Origin of the sequence: Proteus sp. G4380, from assembly GCF_963885725.1 — a bacterium.
Classification (GTDB): Bacteria; Pseudomonadota; Gammaproteobacteria; order Enterobacterales; family Enterobacteriaceae; genus Proteus; species Proteus mirabilis.
In genome coordinates, this window is record NZ_CAWPAV010000047.1 from 20548 (window position 1) to 45067 (window position 24520).

47 protein-coding genes and 1 tRNA gene are annotated in these 24520 nt (G+C 40.2%); 25 read left to right on the top strand and 23 right to left on the bottom strand.

Annotated features, from left to right (window positions below; genetic code table 11):
* Positions 1-6: 6 nt before the first annotated feature.
* From AACU98_RS03685 to AACU98_RS03785, 22 genes are all read right to left on the bottom strand, one after another.
* The gene (locus AACU98_RS03685; protein ID WP_161735523.1) at positions 7-366 is read right to left on the bottom strand and encodes a hypothetical protein; all 360 of its coding nucleotides are present in this window, start codon (positions 364-366) and stop codon (positions 7-9) included.
* A 54-nt stretch (positions 367-420) separates the two neighbouring features.
* On the bottom strand, positions 421-879 hold the full coding sequence (locus AACU98_RS03690) for a hypothetical protein (protein ID WP_202611351.1): 459 nt from the start codon (positions 877-879) through the stop codon (positions 421-423).
* 9 nt (positions 880-888) lie between these two features.
* Positions 889-1113 carry a DUF2560 family protein gene (locus AACU98_RS03695; protein WP_063108511.1) on the bottom strand — a complete coding sequence of 75 codons (225 nt, stop codon included), beginning with the start codon at positions 1111-1113 and terminating at the stop codon, positions 889-891.
* Between the two features lie 258 nt (positions 1114-1371).
* Entirely contained in the window at positions 1372-1791 is a 420-nt protein-coding gene (locus AACU98_RS03700; protein WP_161735525.1) for a hypothetical protein, read from the bottom strand.
* A complete protein-coding gene (locus AACU98_RS03705; protein ID WP_161735527.1) occupies positions 1788-2237 on the bottom strand; it encodes a lysis protein in 450 nt (149 codons plus the stop codon). The genes AACU98_RS03700 and AACU98_RS03705 overlap by 4 nt, the downstream gene beginning before the upstream one ends.
* A gap of 1 nt (position 2238) precedes the next feature.
* Complete coding sequence (locus tag AACU98_RS03710; protein ID WP_036976899.1) at positions 2239-2571, bottom strand: M15 family metallopeptidase; 333 nt, start codon at positions 2569-2571, stop codon at positions 2239-2241.
* Complete coding sequence (locus tag AACU98_RS03715; protein WP_004918415.1) at positions 2558-2851, bottom strand: phage holin family protein; 294 nt, start codon at positions 2849-2851, stop codon at positions 2558-2560. The genes AACU98_RS03710 and AACU98_RS03715 overlap by 14 nt, the downstream gene beginning before the upstream one ends.
* Positions 2848-3237 (bottom strand): putative holin, encoded by a 390-nt coding sequence (locus AACU98_RS03720; RefSeq protein WP_014656499.1) that lies wholly within the window; start codon positions 3235-3237, stop codon positions 2848-2850. Before AACU98_RS03720 ends, AACU98_RS03715 begins: the two co-directional genes overlap by 4 nt.
* A gap of 437 nt (positions 3238-3674) precedes the next feature.
* A complete protein-coding gene (locus tag AACU98_RS03725; protein WP_161735529.1) occupies positions 3675-4289 on the bottom strand; it encodes a DUF1133 family protein in 615 nt (204 codons plus the stop codon).
* A 201-nt stretch (positions 4290-4490) separates the two neighbouring features.
* A complete protein-coding gene (locus tag AACU98_RS03730) occupies positions 4491-4856 on the bottom strand; it encodes a RusA family crossover junction endodeoxyribonuclease (protein ID WP_161735531.1) in 366 nt (121 codons plus the stop codon).
* Positions 4853-5143: a DUF1364 domain-containing protein gene (locus tag AACU98_RS03735; RefSeq protein ID WP_063108505.1), complete on the bottom strand. Its 291-nt coding sequence runs from the start codon at positions 5141-5143 to the stop codon at positions 4853-4855. The genes AACU98_RS03730 and AACU98_RS03735 overlap by 4 nt, the downstream gene beginning before the upstream one ends.
* The gene (locus tag AACU98_RS18410) at positions 5109-5258 is read right to left on the bottom strand and encodes a protein NinF (RefSeq protein WP_442958957.1); all 150 of its coding nucleotides are present in this window, start codon (positions 5256-5258) and stop codon (positions 5109-5111) included. Before AACU98_RS18410 ends, AACU98_RS03735 begins: the two co-directional genes overlap by 35 nt.
* The gene (locus tag AACU98_RS03740) at positions 5255-5488 is read right to left on the bottom strand and encodes a hypothetical protein (RefSeq protein WP_161735533.1); all 234 of its coding nucleotides are present in this window, start codon (positions 5486-5488) and stop codon (positions 5255-5257) included. The genes AACU98_RS18410 and AACU98_RS03740 overlap by 4 nt, the downstream gene beginning before the upstream one ends.
* Entirely contained in the window at positions 5485-5928 is a 444-nt protein-coding gene (locus AACU98_RS03745) for a recombination protein NinB (RefSeq protein WP_161735535.1), read from the bottom strand. The genes AACU98_RS03740 and AACU98_RS03745 overlap by 4 nt, the downstream gene beginning before the upstream one ends.
* Before the next feature lies 1 nt (position 5929).
* Complete coding sequence (locus tag AACU98_RS03750; RefSeq protein WP_071233478.1) at positions 5930-6139, bottom strand: DUF7279 family protein; 210 nt, start codon at positions 6137-6139, stop codon at positions 5930-5932.
* Positions 6140-6310: 171 nt separating this feature from the next.
* A complete protein-coding gene (locus AACU98_RS03755) occupies positions 6311-6559 on the bottom strand; it encodes a DUF551 domain-containing protein (protein ID WP_161735537.1) in 249 nt (82 codons plus the stop codon).
* Entirely contained in the window at positions 6546-6773 is a 228-nt protein-coding gene (locus AACU98_RS03760) for a MarR family transcriptional regulator (RefSeq protein ID WP_124725242.1), read from the bottom strand. Before AACU98_RS03760 ends, AACU98_RS03755 begins: the two co-directional genes overlap by 14 nt.
* Before the next feature lie 19 nt (positions 6774-6792).
* On the bottom strand, positions 6793-8160 hold the full coding sequence (locus AACU98_RS03765; RefSeq protein ID WP_161735583.1) for a DnaB-like helicase C-terminal domain-containing protein: 1368 nt from the start codon (positions 8158-8160) through the stop codon (positions 6793-6795).
* 3 nt (positions 8161-8163) lie between these two features.
* Positions 8164-9000 carry a replication protein gene (locus tag AACU98_RS03770; RefSeq protein ID WP_161735539.1) on the bottom strand — a complete coding sequence of 279 codons (837 nt, stop codon included), beginning with the start codon at positions 8998-9000 and terminating at the stop codon, positions 8164-8166.
* Positions 8997-9692, bottom strand: a complete 696-nt coding sequence (locus AACU98_RS03775; RefSeq protein ID WP_161735541.1) for a phage antirepressor KilAC domain-containing protein — start codon at positions 9690-9692, stop codon at positions 8997-8999. Before AACU98_RS03775 ends, AACU98_RS03770 begins: the two co-directional genes overlap by 4 nt.
* A gap of 21 nt (positions 9693-9713) precedes the next feature.
* Complete coding sequence (locus AACU98_RS03780) at positions 9714-10046, bottom strand: CII family transcriptional regulator (RefSeq protein WP_161735543.1); 333 nt, start codon at positions 10044-10046, stop codon at positions 9714-9716.
* A 133-nt stretch (positions 10047-10179) separates the two neighbouring features.
* Positions 10180-10365, bottom strand: coding sequence for a Cro/CI family transcriptional regulator (locus AACU98_RS03785; RefSeq protein ID WP_012367616.1), 186 nt, complete (start codon positions 10363-10365; stop codon positions 10180-10182).
* A gap of 107 nt (positions 10366-10472) precedes the next feature.
* Between AACU98_RS03785 and AACU98_RS03790 the strand changes: the two genes are divergently transcribed.
* The 22 genes from AACU98_RS03790 (at position 10473) to AACU98_RS03895 (ending at position 21558) form a co-directional block, all read left to right on the top strand.
* A complete protein-coding gene (locus AACU98_RS03790) occupies positions 10473-11174 on the top strand; it encodes an XRE family transcriptional regulator (RefSeq protein WP_012367615.1) in 702 nt (233 codons plus the stop codon).
* A gap of 30 nt (positions 11175-11204) precedes the next feature.
* A complete protein-coding gene (locus AACU98_RS03795) occupies positions 11205-11510 on the top strand; it encodes a hypothetical protein (RefSeq protein WP_161735545.1) in 306 nt (101 codons plus the stop codon).
* 519 nt (positions 11511-12029) lie between these two features.
* A complete protein-coding gene (locus tag AACU98_RS03800; RefSeq protein ID WP_161735547.1) occupies positions 12030-12311 on the top strand; it encodes a hypothetical protein in 282 nt (93 codons plus the stop codon).
* A 140-nt stretch (positions 12312-12451) separates the two neighbouring features.
* On the top strand, positions 12452-12652 hold the full coding sequence (locus AACU98_RS03805) for an antirestriction Ral family protein (protein WP_161735549.1): 201 nt from the start codon (positions 12452-12454) through the stop codon (positions 12650-12652).
* 92 nt (positions 12653-12744) lie between these two features.
* Positions 12745-12984 (top strand): hypothetical protein, encoded by a 240-nt coding sequence (locus AACU98_RS03810; protein ID WP_161735551.1) that lies wholly within the window; start codon positions 12745-12747, stop codon positions 12982-12984.
* Positions 12969-13229, top strand: coding sequence for a hypothetical protein (locus AACU98_RS03815; protein WP_202611355.1), 261 nt, complete (start codon positions 12969-12971; stop codon positions 13227-13229). The genes AACU98_RS03810 and AACU98_RS03815 overlap by 16 nt, the downstream gene beginning before the upstream one ends.
* A gap of 1 nt (position 13230) precedes the next feature.
* Complete coding sequence (locus AACU98_RS03820; RefSeq protein WP_202611352.1) at positions 13231-13518, top strand: hypothetical protein; 288 nt, start codon at positions 13231-13233, stop codon at positions 13516-13518.
* A 64-nt stretch (positions 13519-13582) separates the two neighbouring features.
* Positions 13583-14524, top strand: coding sequence for a cell envelope biogenesis protein TolA (locus tag AACU98_RS03825; protein ID WP_161735553.1), 942 nt, complete (start codon positions 13583-13585; stop codon positions 14522-14524).
* Between the two features lie 17 nt (positions 14525-14541).
* Positions 14542-14802 (top strand): hypothetical protein, encoded by a 261-nt coding sequence (locus tag AACU98_RS03830; protein ID WP_161735555.1) that lies wholly within the window; start codon positions 14542-14544, stop codon positions 14800-14802.
* 77 nt (positions 14803-14879) lie between these two features.
* On the top strand, positions 14880-15062 hold the full coding sequence (locus AACU98_RS03835) for a host cell division inhibitory peptide Kil (RefSeq protein WP_072013132.1): 183 nt from the start codon (positions 14880-14882) through the stop codon (positions 15060-15062).
* A gap of 127 nt (positions 15063-15189) precedes the next feature.
* Positions 15190-15441 (top strand): hypothetical protein, encoded by a 252-nt coding sequence (locus tag AACU98_RS03840; protein ID WP_104731795.1) that lies wholly within the window; start codon positions 15190-15192, stop codon positions 15439-15441.
* Positions 15438-16322, top strand: coding sequence for a RecT family recombinase (locus AACU98_RS03845; RefSeq protein WP_104731796.1), 885 nt, complete (start codon positions 15438-15440; stop codon positions 16320-16322). Before AACU98_RS03840 ends, AACU98_RS03845 begins: the two co-directional genes overlap by 4 nt.
* Positions 16319-17017 carry a lambda exonuclease family protein gene (locus AACU98_RS03850; protein WP_110706709.1) on the top strand — a complete coding sequence of 233 codons (699 nt, stop codon included), beginning with the start codon at positions 16319-16321 and terminating at the stop codon, positions 17015-17017. Before AACU98_RS03845 ends, AACU98_RS03850 begins: the two co-directional genes overlap by 4 nt.
* On the top strand, positions 17007-17465 hold the full coding sequence (locus AACU98_RS03855) for a single-stranded DNA-binding protein (RefSeq protein WP_161735557.1): 459 nt from the start codon (positions 17007-17009) through the stop codon (positions 17463-17465). Before AACU98_RS03850 ends, AACU98_RS03855 begins: the two co-directional genes overlap by 11 nt.
* A 59-nt stretch (positions 17466-17524) precedes the next feature.
* On the top strand, positions 17525-17719 hold the full coding sequence (locus tag AACU98_RS03860) for a hypothetical protein (protein WP_046334322.1): 195 nt from the start codon (positions 17525-17527) through the stop codon (positions 17717-17719).
* 2 nt (positions 17720-17721) lie between these two features.
* Positions 17722-18255: a DUF2384 domain-containing protein gene (locus AACU98_RS03865; RefSeq protein ID WP_161735559.1), complete on the top strand. Its 534-nt coding sequence runs from the start codon at positions 17722-17724 to the stop codon at positions 18253-18255.
* Positions 18255-18482 carry a hypothetical protein gene (locus AACU98_RS03870; RefSeq protein WP_161735561.1) on the top strand — a complete coding sequence of 76 codons (228 nt, stop codon included), beginning with the start codon at positions 18255-18257 and terminating at the stop codon, positions 18480-18482. Before AACU98_RS03865 ends, AACU98_RS03870 begins: the two co-directional genes overlap by 1 nt.
* A complete protein-coding gene (locus AACU98_RS03875; protein ID WP_161735563.1) occupies positions 18475-18744 on the top strand; it encodes a hypothetical protein in 270 nt (89 codons plus the stop codon). The genes AACU98_RS03870 and AACU98_RS03875 overlap by 8 nt, the downstream gene beginning before the upstream one ends.
* A gap of 157 nt (positions 18745-18901) precedes the next feature.
* Entirely contained in the window at positions 18902-19063 is a 162-nt protein-coding gene (locus AACU98_RS03880) for a hypothetical protein (RefSeq protein ID WP_161735565.1), read from the top strand.
* The gene (locus AACU98_RS03885; protein WP_161735567.1) at positions 19056-19376 is read left to right on the top strand and encodes a phage protein NinX family protein; all 321 of its coding nucleotides are present in this window, start codon (positions 19056-19058) and stop codon (positions 19374-19376) included. The genes AACU98_RS03880 and AACU98_RS03885 overlap by 8 nt, the downstream gene beginning before the upstream one ends.
* Positions 19363-19965: an MT-A70 family methyltransferase gene (locus tag AACU98_RS03890; protein ID WP_161735569.1), complete on the top strand. Its 603-nt coding sequence runs from the start codon at positions 19363-19365 to the stop codon at positions 19963-19965. The genes AACU98_RS03885 and AACU98_RS03890 overlap by 14 nt, the downstream gene beginning before the upstream one ends.
* 435 nt (positions 19966-20400) lie before the next feature.
* Positions 20401-21558 carry a tyrosine-type recombinase/integrase gene (locus tag AACU98_RS03895; RefSeq protein ID WP_049206334.1) on the top strand — a complete coding sequence of 386 codons (1158 nt, stop codon included), beginning with the start codon at positions 20401-20403 and terminating at the stop codon, positions 21556-21558.
* A gap of 21 nt (positions 21559-21579) precedes the next feature.
* On the opposite strand, the gene AACU98_RS03900 is transcribed toward AACU98_RS03895, so the two are convergent.
* A tRNA-Arg gene (locus AACU98_RS03900) sits at positions 21580-21656 on the bottom strand.
* A 190-nt stretch (positions 21657-21846) separates the two neighbouring features.
* Here AACU98_RS03900 and folD point away from each other — a divergent pair.
* The 3 genes from folD to fruK all read left to right on the top strand — a co-directional run bounded on the left by folD (position 21847) and on the right by fruK (position 24512).
* Positions 21847-22719, top strand: a complete 873-nt coding sequence (folD, locus tag AACU98_RS03905) for a bifunctional methylenetetrahydrofolate dehydrogenase/methenyltetrahydrofolate cyclohydrolase FolD (protein ID WP_004244243.1) — start codon at positions 21847-21849, stop codon at positions 22717-22719.
* Between the two features lie 3 nt (positions 22720-22722).
* On the top strand, positions 22723-22935 hold the full coding sequence (ybcJ, locus tag AACU98_RS03910; RefSeq protein WP_004244244.1) for a ribosome-associated protein YbcJ: 213 nt from the start codon (positions 22723-22725) through the stop codon (positions 22933-22935).
* A gap of 635 nt (positions 22936-23570) precedes the next feature.
* Positions 23571-24512: a 1-phosphofructokinase gene (gene fruK / locus AACU98_RS03915; protein WP_161735571.1), complete on the top strand. Its 942-nt coding sequence runs from the start codon at positions 23571-23573 to the stop codon at positions 24510-24512.
* Positions 24513-24520 lie beyond the last annotated feature (8 nt).

A 24520-nucleotide genomic window follows, 5' to 3' on the forward strand; every position in this document is an offset into this window, starting at 1 on the left:
ATCCACCTAATCATTAGCACTAATTTTGTAATAAAACTTATTTATCTCATTACTAATCCAACCAGTTAGATACGCCAACGCCTCATGATTTTCATAGTCTACTTTAATACCAACTATTTCTAACACCTTCCATGCGGCATGCACTGACTCATGAGATATAGTGTCGGCATTAAAACAATCGACATCTTTAAAGCTAATGAGGATTATCATCTCGCCAGTTTTTGTATTTTCAATCTGAACAACCTGCCCCATATTTGATGGGGTATGTATGTCCGAACCATAGATACCGCCTGCAACATCCTCAGTAGCGCAGATATGAATGTTAAGTCCGTATATGGGGACTTTTATTTTTTTATGTAATTTCACATATCCCCCTTTAATCAATTATCCAGCCCACTCGTAAATGAGCTGTGTAATTAACTAAGCTGATGGTAATGTGAAGCTAGGCGTTTGTTGTGTTCCGTCGGTCATTTCAATGTTTAAAGTAACAACACCGCCTTCCTGTGACGCAGTGATAGTTTTGATACCCACGCCATCAACTCCGTTTTTACCATTAACGCCATCTTTACCAGAATCACCTTTATCGCCCTTATCGCCCTTATCTCCTTTGGCGCCATTACCACCCGCAACAGGCTTGAACTTAGCCAAGAATTCACTTTCTGGAATTGCGAAATCTTGACCAGATTCATCTCTAAAATAAAACCAACCAACCTGTAATTGTGTGCGCTTAAGAAATTCAAATGTGACGTAAACCAATTCATGCACATTAAGCAATTCGATATAAACGTCATTACTCAGGATTCTATTTTTAATAGAGGTAATTTTTTGGCCGGATACTAATTTTTCACCGTCCGAAAATACGGGCCATGGATATATCACTGTTAACTCCTATGTGAATAGGTCTAGTGCTTCTTGAGCTTCTCGCGCAGCTTTCTGTGCTCGTGATACAAACTCACTTTCAGTCTGGCACTGCTTATATGCATCTTTGAATAACTCAAACTTGAGTGCATCGTCTTTTACGAACTCGATAGCTGCCTGAGCCGCTGCGGTATCATTGCCAACTAACCGTAATAGCTCTAAGCGCATTTGATTCTGTGCTGTAATTTCTGTCATTTGATGTTCCTGTGTGAAGTTAATCGCAACCATCATCACGTATCACTACGTTACTTTGGTCACTTACGGCTTACCCGTCAGCAAGAAGGATCACCTCCTGTTACCTTGTCGGGGTTATTCTTTGGGAATGCTTTTATCCAATTCTTCACGGAATTTAACTGGATTATCTGAACCTTCTACTGCCATGATATTTCTCCATTAAAAAGCCCCGCTATTGCGAGGCTCGTTGTTGTTCAATTTCCCGTATTTGTCGTTTTGTCACTTAATTAGTGAAGCTGTGTATTCGATTAGATATAGCTTTGGAGCTAAAAGTATCTTTAACCACATAGAAAAACCGCCTATGAAAATAACGACACCAAGAAACAGAATTGGTACTGGTAATATCGCCCTGAATAAATCATACATAACTGAGTTAATGTTATAATTTATTTCTCCTGCATGATAAGTCCATATAGCACCGTTAGATTTAGCTTTCTTAGCCCATATAGGCATAAAAATCGCCAGTGCAATAAGAGCTACACCAACAACAGACCAGATAACTCCCATTGTCATTTTCCACGTCAGTAATTGATGAATTACCTCTGGCAAATTGGCTTGACTAAATGCAACTGTTGAATCAATGCCATTTGATGCTTTTTCCAATAAATCAGTAAGCGCCCTTGAAACCTGCTCATTCATCGTAAACACTCCGTTTTAATATAATTCTGCAAATACAAAGTTTGCTGTTCGTTCTCAACTATCATTTCTCTGAGACGTAGATAATCTTGTTCAACTGCTTTGTTAAGTCGTGCGGTGGTTTCATCGCTTCCGCTTTCGGTTGAATTCTTGGTGGCTGCTGGACACTCAGCTTTGGCGTACACCCGCTTAGAACCAGAGTTAACAGCATCACGAAGAGTGTTGATTTCATTCTTTGCACTGGCTAACTCCTGTGAGTATTTAATATCGAGTTGATTTAAACGAGTGATACGGGCTTGATAGTCTTTGTTGATTTCGACTTGTTGTGATAATTGAGTGGTTGCTGTGTTGTAATCTTTGCTTAATTTGTCGTAATCATCTATTACCCACCAAAGCCAGAATGCAGATATTGCCAGTAGCCCAGCTAATACCTTAGTTAGCGTGTTCATATCACTTAACGCCATTGTGCTCTAACGAGTAGTGATTACCGTCATTGAAACGACCGCCCCACGTACCGCCGATAGATTCCCAGTATTCGCCAAGCAATTTATGATCACTTGATGCTGTTAGATATTTACCGTCTTTAAATAGGTTGAAATCCACAGCTAGGCGTTGTGTGTGTAAGCTGTTTTTAATACCAGCACCTGATTTGGCATTTAACTGTGCTTGCTCAGGCGTTCGGTATGCTTCTGAAAACGTCAGCTCATAGCCGTTGTCATAAGCAAAGATAATTAAGTCCGCAATCATGCGAGTGAATTTTCGTTGTTTCTCACCGAGTGTCATTTTTACTAACCCCTCTAAATATTTGCATTACATTCCCACGGCTAAGAATTATTAGTGCGCATAGCGTGATATTGATTCCGACTTCAAATGGATCTGCATGGGCGTAGTCATTCGTTAATATGCGTAGTGGGATAGAACCCAGCATAACAATGAGAACCCATGCTATAAGTGACGGAAAGAATTTGTATTTAGCGCCGTTACGCTCATAGTTAACAAGGCGAATAACAGCGAATAAGCATGAGAAAAAATTGACGTAAATCCAAAACATTGAGATGGTCATCTTCCACCTCCTCTGAATTTATCTATCAGGTTGTTAATAACGTTGTTGATACTGTCTGTGAGAGCACCGGGTTTAGATATTGTTACCAATACGCCAACCAAACCAGCCGATGAGAACATAGCACCAACAGAGCGATCGACTTCTCTATCTCCGATAATGCCACTCAGTAGTGACGACATGAAATCAGCGCCTAATATCCCAATCGCAAATGCAACTGTGAAATACGCCCATCGTTTTAACAGACGGATATCATGAGCAGACAATACAAATATCACCGCCCCTGCGAACGCACCGATTACAACGCCTGCGTCCATACCTGAATAGAGACCTACAATAGAGACACCCGCTAACGAGGCGGTTGCTGTGCCTGTTAACGGCTCTTGCATATATGTAGTCCTGATTAGTTAATAGGAGCCGACTCACAGCTCTTGTGTGAACGTGAGGTGTTGTGATTGATTCTGTGGTCGGCATATACGAAAAAAGACCGCCTAAGCGATCTTCTGAATGAGTTGTTCGGAATAACCGAATATGTGAACTATCCGGAAATTCCGGAGAGTTGGATTACCACAATGCAAATAAGCACTCTGGATAAATATCAATAACTTATTCCCTCGAATTCGGGGGAATTAAAATAGAAAGCCCCAAACGTATCGCAAACCAGATTTCTCCGTTCTACGTAGAGGTTATGAGGGGCACTGTTCGGATTTCAGATACAAAAAAGCCCGATATCTCTATCAGGCTTTCAGTGCTCTTTGTTTTACTGCCCGAGCATATCACAAACTATACACATAAAATTCGCATTTGCAATATATATTTTAAATATTTATGAAATCAGACATAACTCCCTTTCTAATTCATGTTTCATTGCGTAAAACATCTCCTCTTCAAGAATGCTTTCCGCCCAGCCGATCCTCCTCACCGCTTGCTGTATGCTGATTTTAGTTTGATAACTCAATTCACGCGCCATCTTTTGCGGGTATTTGCGCTCACAATATCGTTTAATAGCTACATGACGAATCGGATTGTTTTTAGCAAATGTCTTCGTTATTACATTTTCTACAAAAGCGGCATCATCTGATTCTTTGGCGAGAGCAATGAGGTCGCTTATTTTATTTTTAGGATTTAATATCTCATGTGACTTTTTGAATAACTCCTCTCCTTGATATCCCATTTTATACAAGTCTTTTACAACTTTTATTATTCTCTCCCCTTCTGTTTCGCTCCATTCCGTCCTAATCATTAATCGTCCAATGACACTATCTGACCCAGAATGAGGGTAGTCATTGCCACCGTACTCCTTTCCCCACGTCATTAGCATGTAGCGAACCCAGACTCGCTTACTGCCTAATGCGTTTTTTCGATTAGAACCCCAAATCCGCCTTAATTCATTTTTACTTGAATAAAGAGACAGTAGATTGAACGGATCACATTCCCTCATCTCGCCTCCGGTAATACTGTGTGATATCTATCGCAACCTACTGAATACATGATCGGTAGGTTTGCTCTTCTAGCCCACCCCGTTTCTACAACTTCCATGAAGCCATGCTTTTTCTGAACTATAGATAAGTAACGCTTAGGCTTATTTCCTGTCGCCTCTGTCTCTGCTCGGTATCGGCACTCTTCAATAGCTGCGATTAAGTCAGTGAACATCATCTATCTCCCATACCTTGATATCTAATGAGCCATGAGTAACCTTTTCACCTCGACGGATCCGCATATCATCAATTTGGCTATCATCTACCCAAAATTCGGCATGAGTTAACGAATCGAAAACGGCTTTAGGCAAGTTATCGAGGTCTCTTTGTCGTTTATCTGGGGGATTTGCTGTGATGACTATTTTGATGCGGGAAGTGGTTTTGACGTCTAGGTTATGTTGCTTGATGTAATCTGTTACTTGCTTTCGGTAGCTGGTGCCTTTGGATGAGATATAATGCCGTCCTCTACAGTGTCGCCAATACGTATTATTGCTCGGTGGCCACGGTAGTTTTAAGTGATACTCATTCATACCTTAATCTTACCCTCCTTGATTAGAATATCCTGAGTACGAATAACGCCTTCTAAATGACATTGCTTTGCGTATTCAGCATCGACGTAGTGAGTGCGCCTATCAGATTCATCGTGACAAGCACTACATGCCCACGCGCCAAAAATATCATTAGGCTTTATTCCAGTACCGCAAATGCCAGACATTCGATAATGAGCTAAGACGACAGTTTCAGAATTACCGTTACACACTCCCGGTATTCTAATTTGGCATTCACGACCCCGAGCTTCTTTGCGTAAGTTCGCCATCTCCCTCTCCTTTGATTTTATCCATCACTTCCAAATGAGCGTATTCATCAGCACACTTGCTACACACGTAAATTTCTTCATCTGTTAGCGGTCTATTGCATGACATGCAGTTCATTTGATTTTCCTTGTCGCATCAAATCCAGTTAGCTCATTCAATCGTTCCGCTGTATGAACAGACCCGAGGCGAAACATTACGCCAAGATAATCAACTGCGCCCTGTTTACCAAAGACAGATAAAAATAGGTATTTAAATGCTCTCTTAACAACACACCATCTTTTAAATGACTTCTCACCGATGATTACAAAATCAACTGAGTCATCTATTAGCTTTAGTTTTGGGTTCATTCTTCCTGTTTCCTTTTCAATTTCATATACTCGCTATCTTCCGGAGTAGTTAGTATTAAACCGAACTGTGATGCCCATGCTTCAACTCTCTGTAAGAAGTGATGCATTTCCCCTTTATCTAGTTTTGAAGTGTGCCTAAGTGTCTCTCGTTGCGTTTTTTCACCCGTTAACACATCGGTGTACTCAGTTACTTCAAATCCAAGGTAAGTGGCCTTTAAACTTTCCTTCACCCACGCTTCAGTACAGAACTCACGACCCGACTTAATCAGATAGTCGCTGATTTCTTTGTACCAAACATGGCTTAATGAGTTTTGAGAGAGGCTTCGTTTTGGTTTGTAAGGCTTGATGGTGACGCTGAGTTTTTGGTGGGACTTAAGTAGTTCAATTACGTTGTTATCAAATAGCTTTTTCGTTGATTCGTGTAGACAGAAGTTTTCCAAGTTAACCTCCTTGCATTTCTGCGTATACCTCTATCCAATATTTAGCTTCTTGGATCCATTCTTTTTTCTTTTTGCGGATTTGTCTTTTAGTTGGTTTGCATGGGAATTTATAGTGCTCCTCAATCCAGCCTACATTTATTTTTAACATCCAAAATCTGCTATTCGTATTGAAGCTGACGTAATAGACCATGACTTCTACTGGCTCACTCACTGTTAGATCTCCTGTTCCATGCTGCTATGGTTTCATGTGCAGATGCTCGCTCTATCTTTAGACCGCACTGCAAACACTTCATATAATGCCCACCGGATAAAGGGCATGGGTAAAATAGCTTAACATTGTCGCCGCCGCACATTGGACAGCTTTTAAATCTTTTTCTACTCATCATTCACCCTCTGACATTGGTGGGAGTGGCATCCAGTGAGTTATTGGATAATCGTCATCTTCAATAAACTCATCGTTATCGCTGATAAAATGGCTGTAAGAACGAGACCAAATCCAACCTTCAAAACATGAATCTGAACGCATGAACACATGCCACACAAACTTGCCATTCCAAAACCAACCTGCAAATACCGGCGTGTCCAGTTCAGGTAATCTCTCACTCACTTTAACCCAATTAGTTCCCTGCATTAGATGTCTCCTGATGGATGGATTTAATCGATTTAAAAAACACATCTGCATCTAATTTCATTAGGCGATACAAGACTCGTTCGCTGCGATATGTTTTATGTAACGTTCGATTGTAATCAACTCTTCCCCCACCGCTTTTTACATATTTTAACTTTCGGCTCATTGCTTCTGATGCGTACATCCACATCAAAACAGCGCTAGTTGTTCCTTTCATCTAAAAATCCTCTTGCGTGTTAAACGTTGGCACCTTGGAATCGGCGTTGCTGTGGTCTGCTACTTTGTTGACAGATGCTTGATGCCTGCGCCTGATCAGTATCAAGAAAGTGACCGTTTTTAAATAATTGATAAACCGTACCCAGTTTCCCGAATCGGTTTTTTGTCACAATTATTTCTGCGTAATCTGCTGCAGGGGAGTTCTCGTTATAAACTGCATCACGGTAAAGCATGATGATGCTATCTGCATCTTGCTCTACGCTTCCTGAGTCTCTTAAATCCGCATTGGTAGGTCGTTTATTAGGTCTTCTTTCAACATCACGAGATAGCTGGCTTAGTGAAATAACAGGAGTTCTGATATTTTTAGCCAACCCTTTCAACGTTGCTGAAATATGAGCAATAGCCAAATCGTTACGCTCTGCACGAGGCTTCTCGATTAACCCTAAGTAATCAACCATGATTAACGATAATTCAGGATGGCGTTTCTTGTGTCGTGTTGAAATTGCGGTGATTTGTTCAACGGTTAACTTGCTGGCATCGACAACCCAGACATTCAGACCAAGTAAATTACCTGCACCCATTGACACCCTGCCCCAATCTTCGTCACTCATACGAGATGGGTTTCTCAATGCACCAACAGATAGGTTTGCGGATCCTGCAATCTGACGCTCTACGATTTGCTGAGAGTCCATTTCCATTGAGAAAATTAAAACGCCTTTCTTGGTGTCAGACCCGATAACATTTTGAGAGGCAACGCCCTCTGTAATTTTCAGCGCAATTTCTGTTTTACCCATTCCTGGTCTAGCGGCGATAATGACTAAATCAACAGGGTTGATGCCCCCCATAATTTCATCTAATTCGCGGATCCCAGTTTTTAGCGTGTCAGATTCCTCGCCTTTGTTAACACGTTCTTGTAAAACTTCGGTGTAATCTTCGATTAACGAAGAAACATGGACGGGAGCAATATCACCTTTTGAGGAATGCATATCAGATGCCTGAGCAAGAAAACTTTCCATTGCCTCACTGGCTTGCTCAATGGTTCCGTTTTCAATCACACCACGCACAGAATCCATTAACTGGATCATAGCTCTACGGTTATGATTATCGGTCACCATCTTGGCATAGCCTTTTAGGTTGGCTGCGCTCGGACAATCCTTGGCTGTTTGGATGATGTTTGCTAGGTGCTCACTGCCCATTCCTTCAGCAACCATCATCATATCGATGACACCGCGAGACTTAGCTTGTTTTTGAATAACTTGGTAGGCTTCTCGATAGAACCTAACTGAAAATGATTCAGGCTCTAAAGTGGCCAAAACATCCGAGGCATCAGGTGTTAACCCTGAAATTAACAAACCGCCAATAACACTTGCTTCAAATTCCGTATTGATCACTTAAAACCCCCTGTCAGCAAATTTACCTTCTCGAACACCTGTCAGCGTTGTTTCTCTTAGCAGATAATCAATATCAGCCGTCCAGCCTGTATCGTTGTCACCAAAATAAAATGGCTTAGCCATTCGGACAAAGGCTCTAACGTAGGCTCGCCAACCATCAACATTTGACGTTGCAAGGTTTTTGATTATCTTCCTGATCCGTGTTTTACGTTTCTCGTTAGCTTCCACAGCATGAGGCAGTCTGTCACCAACTTCCTCGTTGTAGGCATTGAGATATTCATCGTAGTTAATTGGAGTTGATTTTCTCTTGGTAGGTTTTGCCGATTCTCCCCCTTTCACCTCGTGAGGGGTAAGGGGTGTATTACTTTCTTTCTTTTCTTTTGTAATAGTTTCTTTTGTGTGTCCCTGTTTTGGTGACAGCGCTGTCACGCTTTTGGTGACACTTTTTGTCACTGTTTTGGTGACAATGTCACCGTTTTGGTGACAATCAGGAATATCCCACTCAGTTAGGTTTTTATTAGGCCCTATCGCCATACCAACTTTCACTATAACTTTCATAGCGATAAGCTCATTTTTTGCCTTGTTAACTTTCTGCCTTGGTAGTCTAGTTAACTCTGCCAACTGACTGTCTGATATGCGGTCTGTTTTTTTATTAAACCCATAAGTTTTCCTGCAAATAGCATGAGCAACTTTTGCCTGATTCTTTGTTAGGTTTGCACCAATTAATTCTTCGTAAAGTTCATTGGCTAGTTTTGTATAGCCATTATCAAGATCTGCCACGGTAGGCCTCTCTTGCCGTCGTTGATTACCAAAATCAGCATATGCAACGTTACTCATGCTGCCTCCAATTGCTCTCTAGCCAGTAACCCAGCGATCCACTGAATTCCTTTAGGCGTAAATTTAACTTGTGTGTATGCGTGACCGTTGATTTGATTTTCACCTGTTTTTACATCAAAACGCCCTGCGTCAAGGTGTTCTGAATAAGGTGTTAATTTTCCAGCCAACTTGTACATAATTCGTTTTGAAAGTAGAAACTCTCTAAAGAAGTTCTCTTTTACTTTTAGTAATTTACTTGTCTCTCTAAAACCCAGTAAGCCAGTTGCTTGAACATACCGATCAACAAATTCAGCTTTAGGCGCTGCGATTGCTAATTTCTGCTCAACGATTTGTTTCTGTTCTGCTAGGTCTGCCGCTAGACGTAAAGCCTCTGGCAGCGTTTGAGGGATGATGGATTTTTGAGATTCAAGCTCTTGCCAGCGATCAACTAATCGCGCTGTAAACTCTGGTGATAATTGAGCGACAACAATAATGCTATCGCGCTTTCCTTTTTCGCCTGAAAAAATGTAAAAAGTGCTCGGTCTGCCTGCTGTGGGCTTTTCCCCCATTGGGGGTAAAGTTATTACCCCTCTTTCTGACAGTCTTTCGATTGATTGTTTAACCTTGTCATGCCTTGATTCGACTAGTTCAGATATTTCTAAGCTAGTCATGGTTAATTCACCACTGTTTACTAAAGTAGTTATTTGATTCATAATTACCTCATTGGGTTGTTGTTAAATTAAGTCCATTTGTTGAGAAGCCTCAGTTACCGCTGGGGCTTTTCTTTTTGGTGCTTTGATATGCTCAAGCATCTGAATTAATGCTCTAGCCTCATCACCTTGCAATATCACTGTGTCATCTGGTGTCTCATACCCAATAGCAACTAAAAGCCTTGCACAACGTTGTATGAAGCTTAATTGCGTTTTAGATTGTTGAGATTGCCAGCGAGATATTTGTGATTCGTGAATACCCGTTCTTTTCGCTACTTCTCTAGCGCCAGTAACAAGTATCCCTTTCATGATTTTTGATTCGATTTCTCGAAATTTGCGTTCGTTTGATAATTCCATTTGTTAAATTCCTTCTTAGGTTACTTCTCGTTAGAGAACAGCAGTAATGATCCGTGGCTCATTCCATATGAGCGGATTGTTTGCTCTGAGAATTTACTCTGAGCGGTCTAGCGATGTTAAAGAGCGGGTGAAACTAATTTTTATCTTTTACTAAATGCTCAAATGGTATTCCGAATAGTTCGTTGATTTGAGCGTATCTTGCAGGAGGAATGCGACCTTTTTGCTCCCATTGTCTAATGGCCTGATCGCTAATCTTTAGCTTCTTAGCTAAAGCTGGAATTCCACCTGCTTTTTTAATTGTTGTTTCCAATGCATTCATAAAGATATTCCTTTAACTGATTAACAACAAGAAGAATACAAGAAACGCTTTATTTAAGCAAGTATTACTTGTTGGAAAAATAAAAGCACAACTTGTATATTGAGCGAATGAAAACTATGCGCGAAAGAATCAAGCAAGCTAGACTTGCAAAAAACATGACCCAAGCTGAGTTAGCTGAGTTGGTAGGAGTGTCACCACAATCAGTACAGCAGTGGGAGACCAGTACTGAGCCAAGAAAAAACAGAGTTATTAAAATTGCTGAAATACTTGAAGTTGATACCAATTGGTTGTTATTCGGAATAACTGATATTGATGAAAGAAACAAAGTCAGTAGTATTCAAATAAATCAAGATATTGAAGTTTCAGATAAAAATACCTACAAGGTGGAGATGCTGGATATCCAAGCTAGTGCAGGGCCAGGTGTGATGGTTCTTGATGATTTTATTGAGACAATAACGGCTATTGAGTATTCAGCAGATGAAGCAAAAAGACTGTTTGGTGGGAGATCTGCATCCACAATCAAGATGATCACTGTTAAAGGTGACTCTATGGCTGGAACATTTGAGCCCAGAGATCAAATATTCGTAGATATCACCACTAACTTTTTTGATGGTGATGGAATTTATGTCTTTGTATTAGATAATCAGCTATATATAAAAAGGCTTCAAAAGCAATATAAGAGACTGGCTGTCATATCGGATAACGCAAGATATGAAACTTGGTATTTAGAAGAAGATAGTATCAATAGCCTCTACATTCATGCCAAAGTTTTAGTTAGCCAATCTATAAAATACAAATTTCATGGATAGAAATTTATTTAATTATCAGGTAGTAACTAAATGAAAAATATAATTTTATTACTAATTGCTGTTTCTTCAATATCTGCCCATGCTACTAATAAGATTGATATCACTAATGAAGATGACTTCAAATTGATAACTACAATCATGAAAGCATCTGAGTGCAACGCTTACTCTTCTTTATATAAATTTCAGCAAGAAAATAATGTGCCAAATGGGGATGAGTTTATAGATAAGTTCATGAGCAATGAAGCAAAAAAGAAAAACAGCACCTTAATTGATATGACCAACGATTGCCAGAAAGCACTACTGGATTTCGCAGAAATAACATCAAGTAAAAACTAGCTACCTCTCACCTACCACATCACAGATCCCTCTTTAATGAGGGATTTTTTATGCCCACAAATCACAAAAACTGCCAACAGAATAAAAAATTTAAATTTTTTACAAAAAATAACACAAACAAAAACAAGCATTTATTGTTTAAATAAAGATTAACTCAAGTTTTTACACAAGTTTTACTTGTCTTAATAAAGTAATGCTTGTATAGTTAATCACATCGAAGGCAAGGAGCCATAGATAAACAGGATGTTCGCTCTTTTACAATTAGGAACGCTCAGAATAAATTTTCAGAGCAACCACTGAGTGGTTTTTGGGATTGGTGAATGCTAAGGCTGATTGGCAGGTTTAAAAGCTAACAGTTTCCGCAAGCGAGCGATACCAGCTAAGTAGCGTCATATGCCTTCGGGTACTGGATCGTAATAACTGATATTGAGGGAGGCGAAAGCTGTTTACCTCGGCATGGCTTGCAAGTAGGAGATCAGCACCTACCACCAATCACCAAAGATCACTTAGGAGGCAAATATGGCAACAATAACTTTTAAAGAGAACTCAAAAATTCGCAGACGCAGAAAGCAAGGTGAGTTTTTGGCTCGAAAGATAGCTATGAGAAGTCGCTCAGTGGAAGAAATTTGGGATTCGATATTTGGCGTTGAAAAGAAAGAACGCCCTGTTCTCTCTCTCAAACCAACAAAGCATTATCCAAGTGGAGATAACTGTTGCTTGCCAAATTCTAGTATTTACTCAGCTAAATATCGTAAGTCAGGAACATTATTAGAGTCTGGTGAAGTGACAGCAAGAGCATAGACACACACAAACAACAACGGCTACGCAAGCCGATTATGAGTGACAGTTCAGTCACAGTAAGGGGATAGATGTGGAAGACGATATCGAAGAATTCGACGAACATCCAGACGATGACATGAGTCAATATCAGGATTATCCGTATGAACATGACTATTGACACAAACCAATGGTGTGGGCAGTTCAAGAAATGCAAAGGCTGCAAACTTGATGCGGAGTGCATGGTTAAACCAGAGGAAATGGCTCTAGTGAAGGAAAACGGGGTAATTATTGATAAATGGGCAATACGCACCACTGCAATGATAGCAAGAGAGCTTGAGAATCAGAAAAGCAGGCACAGTTAACTAATTACAGTCCATTCTGTGGGCTGTGGTGAGTTGATTAATAGATAGGAGATAGAGATATGTGTGATTGCTTTACGAAATTAGGCGATGACATGGAAAGTCGCATTAAAGCGAAACTACCAGAAGGTGCAAGCCTACAGTCTTCTGGCTGGAAACAATCAGGATTATTTATGTCTGGTGGCATCATGTCAGTTAATTATTTCATTGAATACAACGCCAGTTATCAAGAAATCAAAAAGGACGGCACGCCGAAAGCCCGCCTAACAAAGCAGGATTTCCCTGTTACGTTCTCATTCTGCCCTTTCTGTGGCGTGAAATGCGAAACCAAATAGCATCGTGTTTAGTTAATAACGGAGGGAGTATGGAAGATAAAACAGGTGGAGCGGCTTTTCCAGTTCCAGCAACAGAGTTACATGGCACTACCACAGGCATGAGTTTGCGTGATTATCTAGCCGCTAAGGCTATGCAACCAATGATTGCATATTTCGGTGAGCAGGCATTTAGCGATTATTCTATGAATGAAATTTCTGAGGAAGCCTACCGCATGGCAGATGCAATGTTAAAGGCTAGGGGGTGATATGGAATTTAAGCATAGTCCAGCGCCGTGGTATTTAAGGGGTGGAGTAATTAAAAACTCTCTTTTGATTGATGATAATCATAACGTTGTAGCATCCTTTCTCACTGAAATTAAAGAAGAAGATGCTCATCTAATCGCAGCAGCACCAGAGTTATTAGAATCCCTTAGAGAGCTAGTTTCAGCAATGGTGAGATATGAGATAGACGCTGGTGAAAGCGCTCCAGTTAAACACGAAAATATGATGAATAAAGCCAGAGCGGCAATCGCAAAAGCCCTCGGTCAGCAGTAACCCACCACTTAATCATTCATATCGCTATTAATAGTGAGGAATACGCACATAAGGAACATAGGAAATGGCAAATGAATTAGTCGTAATTGAACAAGCAACAGCGCTAGATTTATTTACAGCACCAGAAAAAGTAAATCAGATGCTAGAGCACATTAAGTCTCTTGCAGAAGAAGAGCGTAAAGAACTCGACAGTGATTTCTCAGTAGCTAAAAACCGAAAGGCTTTTGCATCTCTGGCGTACAAAGTTGCTCAAACAAAAACGTATATCGACAAGGAAGGTAAAGCAGTTGTCGATAAGTTAAAAGAGTTACCCAAAAAAGTTGATGCTAGTCGTAAGATATTTCGTGACGAGCTAGATGCATTAAGCACAGATATTCGCAAGCCACTAACAGAGTGGGAAGCACAAGAAAAAGCTCGCGAAGAAGCCGAAGCGCTTAAGAAGCAAATCGAAGTTGATCATGAAGAAGCTCTGCAAATGAACGAGCTGTTTGATTTACGCAAAGCTGAAGAAGAACGCAAACGCATTGCTCGTGAAGAAGAAATGAAGCGACAAGCTGCGGAACAGGCAAGACTTGAAGCTGAGCGCAAAGCACAGCAAGAAATTGAAGCGGCAGCACGGCGTGAGCGTGAAGCAAAAGAAGCCGCTGAACGTGCAGAGCGTGAAAAGCAGGAAGCAATTCAACGTGCAGAGCAAGCAGCAAAAGAAGCTAAGGAAAAGGCTGAACGTGATGCTAAAGAAGCTCAGGAGCGAGCCGAACGTGAGAAACAATTAGCTATCGAAGCCGAACGCAAGAAAGCACAGGAAGCAGAACAAGCGCGATTAGCAGAAGAAGAACGTAAGCGTCAGGAGGAAGCTAAACGTCAGGCTGATAAGGAGCATCGTCGCAAGTATAACCAAGAAACATTACAGGCGTTAGTCAGTAACGGATTTGATGAAAAATTAGCAACTGAATTTATTAAGCTAGTCGCAAGTAAACAAATCCCTCATATGACAATGAATTACTAGCACATAAGGAATTAATTATGGGTGATGTAGGAGACGATTTTCGAGCATACAAGGAAATGGTAAAAGAGCGGAAATTGGAGCGACTAAAAAATAACACGGAACAACTAAAGGATATAGATATTCCGTACACCAGAGATTCAAGTGGAACTATTCACTTTCAAACAAAGAAAGGAAAGGTTCTATTTTATCCAACAACAAACAAATATCAGCACAAGCGAAGCGTTAAACGAGGTGGTCTATTTAAGGCTGTTGAGTTAGTAAAACGCCTCGGAATTTAACCCACCGCACCAACACCAGATAACCACCCTATCGCTATCGCAAGATTAGCGCAGATTTCGCACATCCAGAGGTAAGCATGAATATTGATAAATACAAACTTTGTTTAGCTCAATCGCAAGCTGGAATTGCACATTATCTCAAGGATGAGAACGGATGGCGCGAAGCAAACGAAACATTAAAAAAGGCATACGGAGTACAGCATGAACGCAAAGCAGAAACACGCAAAACATCAGATATTCGCACTATTGCGAGAGTCTGAAATGACAAATGAGCAAATCGACGACTTAGTTTTTCAATGGAAAATGAAAGTGTCTATGGAACGCACAAACCTCATTCAGCATGAAATCAACACACGCAAGGAGCGCGCGTTTATCTAAGGAGTCTTTATGTTAACGAATACCTACGGACTCAGAAACGACTGGTACGAACGCCAAATGGAAAAACAAGCGTTTGTTAATTCTCATGAAGAGAAAATATCAGTTGATGAGGTTATGGATAGCCTGCCAGAAGAACTGTTATGTATGGATTTAGCAAGGAAGTTAAATCCTGTATTTGAAATTAGTCCCCAAGCACTGGATGCGGTTTTAGATGGAATTAGAACAGCAATACAGATTGGGATAGACAAGGAGATATTGTGAGCACGTCAATTATTGAGTTTGTGCAACAACAAGAGTCATTATTTTGCAACGCACTAACAGATCAAACGATATCATGGGCTAAGGAAAGCCAGTTTGCAATTCAGGCATTCCAACGAAATGACGAGCTAGCAAGAGTGGCTATGGAAAACCCCGCTAGTGCTCAGAATGCCATTATTAACGTGGCGGCTATTGGGATTACATTAAATCCAGCAAGTAAGTTGGCGTATTTAGTGCCAAGAAAGGGTTTTGTTTGCCTTGATATCAGCTATATGGGTCTCATGCACCTAGCTCAGGCCACTCAAGCTATCGAATGGGGTCAATGCAAGTTAGTCCATGAAAATGACGTTTATGAATCTAATGGTCTAGACACCCCGCCAACCCACAAATATAACGCATTCAGTGATAGAGGTAGTGTTATTGGTGGTTATTGCACAGTAAAAACAGCAAGTGGCGACTATCTCACGGAAGAGATGCGATTGGATGAGATAAAGGCTGTTGAGGCTACGAGCAAGTCAAGAAATGGCCCATGGAAAACATGGTGGGATGAGATGGCTCGTAAAACAATTGTGAAAAGAGCGAGCAAATACTGGCCTCGTCGTGAAAGGTTAGATCAAGCCATTGATTATGTGAACACCGAGGCAGGCGAAGGCAATGATTTTGATGTGCCAGCAAATAAAGCAAAGGACATAACGCCAGCAAGCGAGGATCAACTAAAAGCTATCACGGACTTGATGCTTAAAGTTAATGGCGAATGGAGTGACGCATTCTTCACATTCATTAGTAAAAAATTCAACCATCAAATATCCCATCCAGAGCAATTAACCGCATTTGAAGCCAATACCATTATCGACATGCTAAGGAAAAAGGCAGAAGGGAAATGATTAGTAATGACATCATTCTAAGCAAAACAGGCATCGATTTAACCAAAGTAGAGCAAGGAAGCGAGGAATGGATGTCTATCAGGCTCGGTGTAGTAACTGCCTCTGAGGCATGGAAAGTTATTTCTAAGCCTAAGTCAGGGAAAAAATGGACAGACACAAAGAAAACATATTTAAACACCCTTATTGGTGAAGTCTGTACGGGAGTTTACAAGGAGGTATCAGCAAGGACGCTGGAATGGGGTAAAAACTACGAATTAGAAGCAAGGATGACATTCGAGTTTTACACCGGATTAACGGCAAAGGAAGTGCCAATAATATTTAAAGATGAGCAACTACGGATGGCTTGCTCACCAGACGGCATTTGCAGTGATGGCTCTGGATTAGAGCTTAAATGTCCTAATAACACGGACGTATTTATAGACTTAGCATTGAATGGAATCGATGCAATGAAAAAGGAATATGTGGCTCAAGTTCAATATTCCATGTGGGTTACAGGTAAGGATATCTGGCATTTTGCAAATTTTGACCCACGAATGCCTGCAGGAAAAGAAATAGCATATTTCCCTGTTGAGCGTGACGAAAAAATGATGAAAGAATTTGACGAGTTAGTACCTGAGTTCATTGAGGTGATGGATCAGGGATTAAACAAGTTAGGCATTCAATTTGGCAATCAATGGAGTGTATATGGCAATTAACACAATAACGGCAAGTGGAAACTTAGGTAAAGATTGCGAACAGCGATGGACGCCAAATGGTAAGGCGGTTGCATCTTTTAGTTTACCAGTGAAACAAGGCTACGGAGAGCACGAAAAAGTATCTTGGGTTATCTGCAAGATGTTTGGCCCTAAAGCTGAAAAGTTACCTCCGCACCTAACCAAAGGAACAAAGGTTACGGTTACTGGTGAGTTCGTTATGGAAGAATGGACAAGCCAGAACGGTGAGAAAAAATCAGCGCCGGTAATTATCGTTGATCAATTAGATTTTGGTGGTAACGGTGGTAATCAGGCAGGAAGCCAGAAGCAACAGCAGAATCAAGGATGGGGCCAACCACAGCAACCGCAAGCACCAAAACAAGCATCGAGTAATCAAACACCACAAAGTGAGCCACCTCGAGATTGGGATGACCAAGAAATACCCTTCTAACCACCCTACCCCTTTAACCAAAGGATATATTTGCAAGGATGCAAACAGGAGATAGATATATGAAATTGGAAGTAACCAAGGCTCAACTTGAAGCTATCAAGTCTCTTACTGATGATTGCGCGGGAATGATTGGTGGAGGATGCGAGGAAGCTGATAGGATTTGGAGTAAACATATTCGGCTAATAGATAGAATGCTACGAAAAAACGGACATGATCGCTATTTTAACTCGCAGGGATGCAATGAAGAGGAATGAATATGAAAGTTGAACAATCTCAAGTTACTAAGCTAGTTATTTCAGAGGTTAAAAATCACGACCCAATTCATGTTTATCTTGAAGATTACGGTGATAATCAAAACGGCAGAGTCACTATTAGTGAATATGGTGTTTCATGGTCTTGTTTTTGGGGTTCAATGGGTAGTTCACTAGTTGATTTTATTCAACGTATCAACAACCACTACTGGATAGGAAAACTAGATTCTAATTTAATCTCTGAGATAGATGCTGATAACGATGCAAATGCTGAATACGCTAAAAAACAAGTTATCAAACTACGCAACGATGATGAAATAGATAAACATGAAGCAAGGGAATATTGGGATTTAATCGAAGCATCAGACAATGTTAAAGATGAGTGCTGTAATAGTTTTTTAGGCGGTAAATTGCTTAGCTTGTTTGGTGATGATGCTTGGTATAACTATTGGCCCACTACTCCTAACCCTCAATATCTCAGAATGGAATCACGATTAAACGCTGTTCGTGAGGCATTAAAACAAATAAAGGTGGAGTGATGGATAAGTCAAGACAGCAGTTTGAAGAGTGGCGCAGTAAGAATAAATCATCAACGATAAATCTATTCGATGTATGGCAAGCATCACGCGAGTCACTCGTATTAGACCTACCAGAAAGAGAAAAGAATAAAGGAAATTATGATTTTTTCACTGATGGATATAACAGTGGAATATCAGCATGTGAAAATTCATTATTAGATAACGGAGTGAAAATAAAAAATGAATAAAAATGAACTTCAAGTATTAATCGATTATACCAAAGGAATGATTGCAGATAATAAGGAGCCAGAAAAGAAAGTTATTATTGCATTGTGTAATGAGTTGGAGAGAATAACTAATTTAGAGCCAGTAGCATTTGCCAGACATACAGGAATGCAAAGACCTCTGGATTTAACTGTATCTCATACAGTATTAAATGAATGGGTAGAATTTAATAATAAAAACCCAGAAATAAAAGACGATATTTACCCTCTATTTATTTTAGATTAAATATGAAACTAATAATCGGATATGTATTACTGCTTGTAATACAGGGTTCTGCTGTACCTGTAACTGAGCAAATATACACACAGCAAGAATGCGAGAGTCGTGCTATGCAAATAATGCAGGTGCGGAATGTTGAGATAGTTTGTGGTGAGGTGTGGAGATGAAATTTAAAGTCGGCAATAAGGTTAAAGTTAAGGGGTATGAGAAAATTGGGGTTATTGAATTGGTTCGAGAAGGACTTTACGCGCCCTACTTAGTGCACGATTGGTGGGACAACCGAGATTGGTACAATGAGAAAATGCTGGAGTTAATCAATGAATAAATACACCGAACTATCTGACTTCGAAGTTAATAAAAAGGTTGCTGAAAAGTTAGGACTGGCGTACGAAGTCACAAGGTACGGCGTGGTTACAAGGATGAGCAATAAAGAGCAGTGGCGTGAATTCAATCCATGCAACAATCCAGCCGATGCAATGCCGATTATTAACGAATATGGCATTAGCCTTATATATCAAGATAGGAAATTCCAATTTGCAACTAATGACGGGAATATAGAGTGCTGTATTGCCAACCCATTAAAAGCAGCAATGATTATTTTCTTGTGTATGAAGGATGCGGAGAATGAAGAAGTATGACTTAATTCTTGCTGACCCTCCTTGGTCTTACAATAACAAAGTTTCAAATGGCGCAGCAGATAATCATTACAACACCACAGGCTTATACCCCCTCTCTAGATTGCCAGTAGAAAAATACTCCTCTAAAAATTCCGTACTGTTTATGTGGTACACAGGCAACTTTGCACTCGAAGCTATTAAATTAGCCGAAGCGTGGGATTTTAAAGTTAAAAACATGTTCGGGTTCGCATGGGTTAAATTAAATAAAAATGCAGGAGATAGAATAAATAAAAAACCGCCAGAAGACTTTTTCGATTTCATGGAAATATTAAACAATGAGACAAAGATTAATTGCGGTAATTACACCCGTCAAAATGTCGAAATGTGTTTAATAGCCACAAGAGGAAATGGATTACCTCGTCAATCTGCAAGAGTGAGACAGGTTATTTACTCGTGCTTAGGTGAGCATAGCGAAAAGCCAAAAGAAATACATCATCGTTTAGAGGAATTATACGGAGATGTTCCACGCCTCGAACTATTCGCTCGTGAGAAATACGGTGATTGGGATGTATATGGCGACCAAGCGGAAGAAAGCATTCAATTAATATAGGTGAATTATGGACATTATCGACTCAGCAAATGAAACAAACGAACTATATATTCAAGTGTCATTATCAAATCGCAAGGCAGCAATTAAATCATATAGCGGAATGTGTATCTGGTGTCACGAAGAACCTGTAGCACCTAATAGCGCATACTGCAGTAAAGATTGCGGTGATGACCATGAGCAATATAAACGGAAGAATGGATAGGAGGGTAAAATGGAAGGGATGACCATGCCAAGAAAAGAAGCTGCCGCATATATTGGTATATCAGAAGATACCCTTTCTCGCTGGTGTAAGCTAGGATTGATTGCATACACAAGAAAGGACCCATCAAAGAAAAACTCGCCATACCTATTTACGAGAGCCGCGTGTATTGCGGCGGCTAATAAATCAATTCACAATATACCAGTGAACGCTGGTGAGACACGAGAGGGAAAATCATGTCTTTATTCAGAAGAGGTAAAATATGGTACGGAAACTACACGACGCCAAGCGGTAAAAGAATCAAGGAATCTCTTGGCACAGAGGACAAGAAGCTCGCGCAGGAGTTGCACGACACAAGAAAGGTCGAGTTATGGCGCATAGAACGTCTTGGTGACTTTCCTGATGTTACTTTCGAAGAGGCTATAGTTCGATGGATTGAAGAGAAAGCAGACAAAAAATCACTGGATGACGATAAAGGTCGGCTTTCTTTTTGGTTAGATCACTTTGAAGGTTACCGACTTAAGGATATTACAGAAGCAAAAATATATTCCGTTATCAATAAGATGGTAAACAGAAAAGCAAGGGAGAGATGGGAAAAACAAGCGGAATCAGCTAAAAGAAAGGGAAAGGAAATCCCCGCATTTACTGATATCCCTGTCAGTAACGCAACCAAAGCAAAGCATCTTGCCATCATGAAATCTCTGTTAAGAGCTGCTGAACGTGACTGGAAATGGTTAGAAAAATCTCCCGTCATCAAAGTCCCAACAATCAGAGAAAAGCGGGTTCGGTGGTTAGAACATCATGAAGCTAAAAGACTGATTCAAGAATGCCCTGAACCACTGAAATCCGTAGTTACATTTGCATTGGCCACTGGATTAAGGCGATCCAATATTATCAATTTAGAGTGGAGTCAAATTGATATGCAAAGGAAAGTTGCATGGATAAACCCAGAGGATAGCAAATCAGGCCAAGCAATTGGTGTTGCTTTAAATGACACTGCTTGTCAGGTTCTTAAGGAACAAATAGGAAACCATCACAAGTGGGTATTTGTTCATACTGAATCAAAGAAGAGACCAGACGGAACATTAACGCCAAGTGTTAGGAAAATGAGAGTTGATTCTAACACAGCATGGAGAGCAGCGTTAAAAAGAGCAGGAATAGAAAACTTCCGCTTTCATGATCTGCGCCACACATGGGCAAGCTGGTTAATTCAGTCCGGAGTTCCACTTTCAGTATTACAAGAAATGGGCGGATGGGAATCAGTTGATATGGTTAGAAGGTATGCTCACCTAGCGCCTAATCATTTAACTGAACATGCAAAGCAAATAGACAGTATTTTTGGCACTTGTGTCCCAAATACGTCCCACTTAAGAAAAGTAGAGAATTTAAAATGAGTGTAAGTGTTTGATTTTAAATGGTACGCCCTACAGGATTCGAACCTGTGACCTACGGCTTAGAAGGCCGTTGCTCTATCCAACTGAGCTAAGGGCGCCTAGAGGGGAAATAGACGTTAGCATTTATGCTGATAACGGGTGTGAATTATACTTTCAACATTCTGAGAGTCAACGATTTTTCCACAAAATCAAACTAGATGGTTAAAATATGGTAAGTAATCAACTGACAGATTGCTTATGATCTGACAAAATAGAGCAATACCATAATTGAATAATTTGGATGTATAGATGTCAGCAAGAATTATAGATGGGAAAACGATTGCGCAGACCATCAGAAGTGAAGTGGCAGAAAAAGTAAAACAACGTATTAAGATAGGAAAACGTGCACCGGGTTTAGCGGTTATTTTAGTCGGTGATAACCCTGCATCGCAAATCTATGTTGCTAGTAAACGTAAAGCTTGTGATGAGGTAGGATTTATCTCTCGCTCTTACGATCTACCGGATACTACAAGTGAAGCAGATTTACTCAATCTCATTGATACTCTAAATGAAGATAATACTATTGATGGTATTTTAGTGCAGCTCCCTTTACCTGCGGGAATTGATAACGTCAAAGTATTAGAACGTATTCATCCTGATAAAGATGTTGATGGCTTCCATCCTTACAATATTGGTCGGTTGTGCCAACGTGCACCTAAGCTACGTCCTTGCACCCCTCGTGGTATTGTCACACTCTTAGAGCGTTGCAATATTCCAATGAATGGCTTAAATGCGGTAATTATTGGTGCTTCAAATATTGTTGGTCGCCCAATGAGTTTAGAGCTACTGCTTGCAGGCTGTACAACGACTGTCACTCATCGTTTTACTAAAGACTTACGTTTTCATGTTGAACATGCTGATTTGGTGGTTGTGGCAGTTGGTAAACCTAACTTTATTCCTGGTGAATGGATAAAACCTGGCGCTATTGTCATTGATGTCGGTATTAATCGCCTTGAAAACGGTAAAGTGGTTGGTGATGTTGATTTCGCACAAGCCTCTCAACGCGCGGGGTGGATCTCTCCTGTTCCGGGTGGTGTAGGTCCAATGACTGTAGCGACTTTGATTCAAAATACGTTGCAAGCCTGCGAAGAATATCACGATCCTGATATAGGAAATAATTAATCAATGGAAACATTTCAATTAGATGGTCACCCCTATGTAGAACTGTGTGATCTATTAAAACTCCAAGGCTGGACAGAAAGCGGAGCCGCTGCAAAAAATATTATTGCTGAAGGCCTCGTTTGCGTTGATGGTGAAGTAGAAACACGTAAACGCTGTAAAATTACTGCCGGTAAAGTCGTCACACTCGGTGAGTTTGCTGTCACTGTCAGCAACTAGTTCAGCTAATCATACTCGTTACTCAAGCGTTACTCTTTAGTAACGCTTTTTTTATCTTTCTACCCTTTTTTTACTAAACACGCTATTTTTCGAGCTTTTATTTAAGTCTGTAAAATTAGTGGACTAATCCATTGATTTTAAATTGATTTAATTGCATCAATTTAAGATAATAATAGTAGGTTATTATTTTTGCTATTCATATCAGTGATAATACTTTATCTCGCTTCAGCACATTAACGCTTTGATAAAGAATAAGTTAAATATTGATTACATAACCTATTATTTTTTATATAAATAATGCTTAGTTGGCTTGTAGTAAGAATTTCAGCAACCTTTTCCGTTGGATGATTTTTACGTATTAATAATCGCTTTAATATGCTAAAACGTGATTTAGATCTAACTTTTCCTTTGTTTTATTAGGCAAAAGAACATTGTTTATACTAAATTAGACATTATAGTTTGAAACGATTCAGCCTGATAATAAAGTATGAAGCGTTATTTTTAATTTTTATGTTGTATTTGATCCTTAATCTAATAGGAGTTCTTATGTTTAACCTACCAATCCAAGGTGTCTCTCTGCTTTTCTTGCAACAGAAAAGTGATACCTATGATTTTACTACAGGTAAGGTACAAGCATGAGACGTCGAGTCGCTACCATTACATTAAATCCTGCTTATGATCTTGTGGGATTAAGTACCCCTATTGAATTGGGTGAAGTTAACCGAGTAACAACGGCGGGATTTCATGCTGCCGGTAAAGGTATCAATGTAGCCAAAGTATTAAAAAGCCTTGGTATTGATGTCACTGTTGGCGGTTTTTTAGGTAAAGAGAATCAAGATGGCTTTCAAAAAGAGTTTAGTGAAGCCGGGATTGCTAATCGCTTCCAAATGGTTGAAGGTCGCACACGTATCAATGTCAAACTGACTGAACCCAGCGGTAAAGTAACTGATTTTAACTTTTCAGGGTTTGAAATCACTAAACAAGATTGGACTCGTTTTGTAAATGACACACTCAGCTGGGCGGGTCAATTTGATATGATTTGTGTCAGTGGAAGTGTACCACCTAGTATTGATTTAAATGATTTTACTGCTTGGATGAAGCGACTACGTAGCGAATGTATGTGCCTTATTTTTGATAGTAGCAGAGAAGCATTTGTCGCGGGGTTAAAAGCGTTACCTTGGTTAGTAAAACCCAATCATCATGAACTAGAAATTTGGGCAGGTAGACCCTTACCTGAACTCTCTGACGTGGTACAAGCCGCCCATGAATTACGCCAGCAAGGTATTGCTCATGTTGTTATCTCGTTAGGTGAACAAGGCGCTATGTGGGTTAACGCCACTGGTGCGTGGATGGCAAAACCGCCTAAATGTGATGTGGTCAGCACGGTAGGTGCCGGTGACTCTATGGTAGGTGGGTTGATTTATGGTTTGATGATGAGGCAAACCAGTGAACATACCTTACGTCTTGCTACAGCAATTTCAGCTCTTGCCGTCAGTCAAACCAATGTTGGAATAACTGATCGTGAACAATTGGCAAGAATGATGACCGAAGTTGAATTAACGCCACTAAAAATCTAAAAAAAATA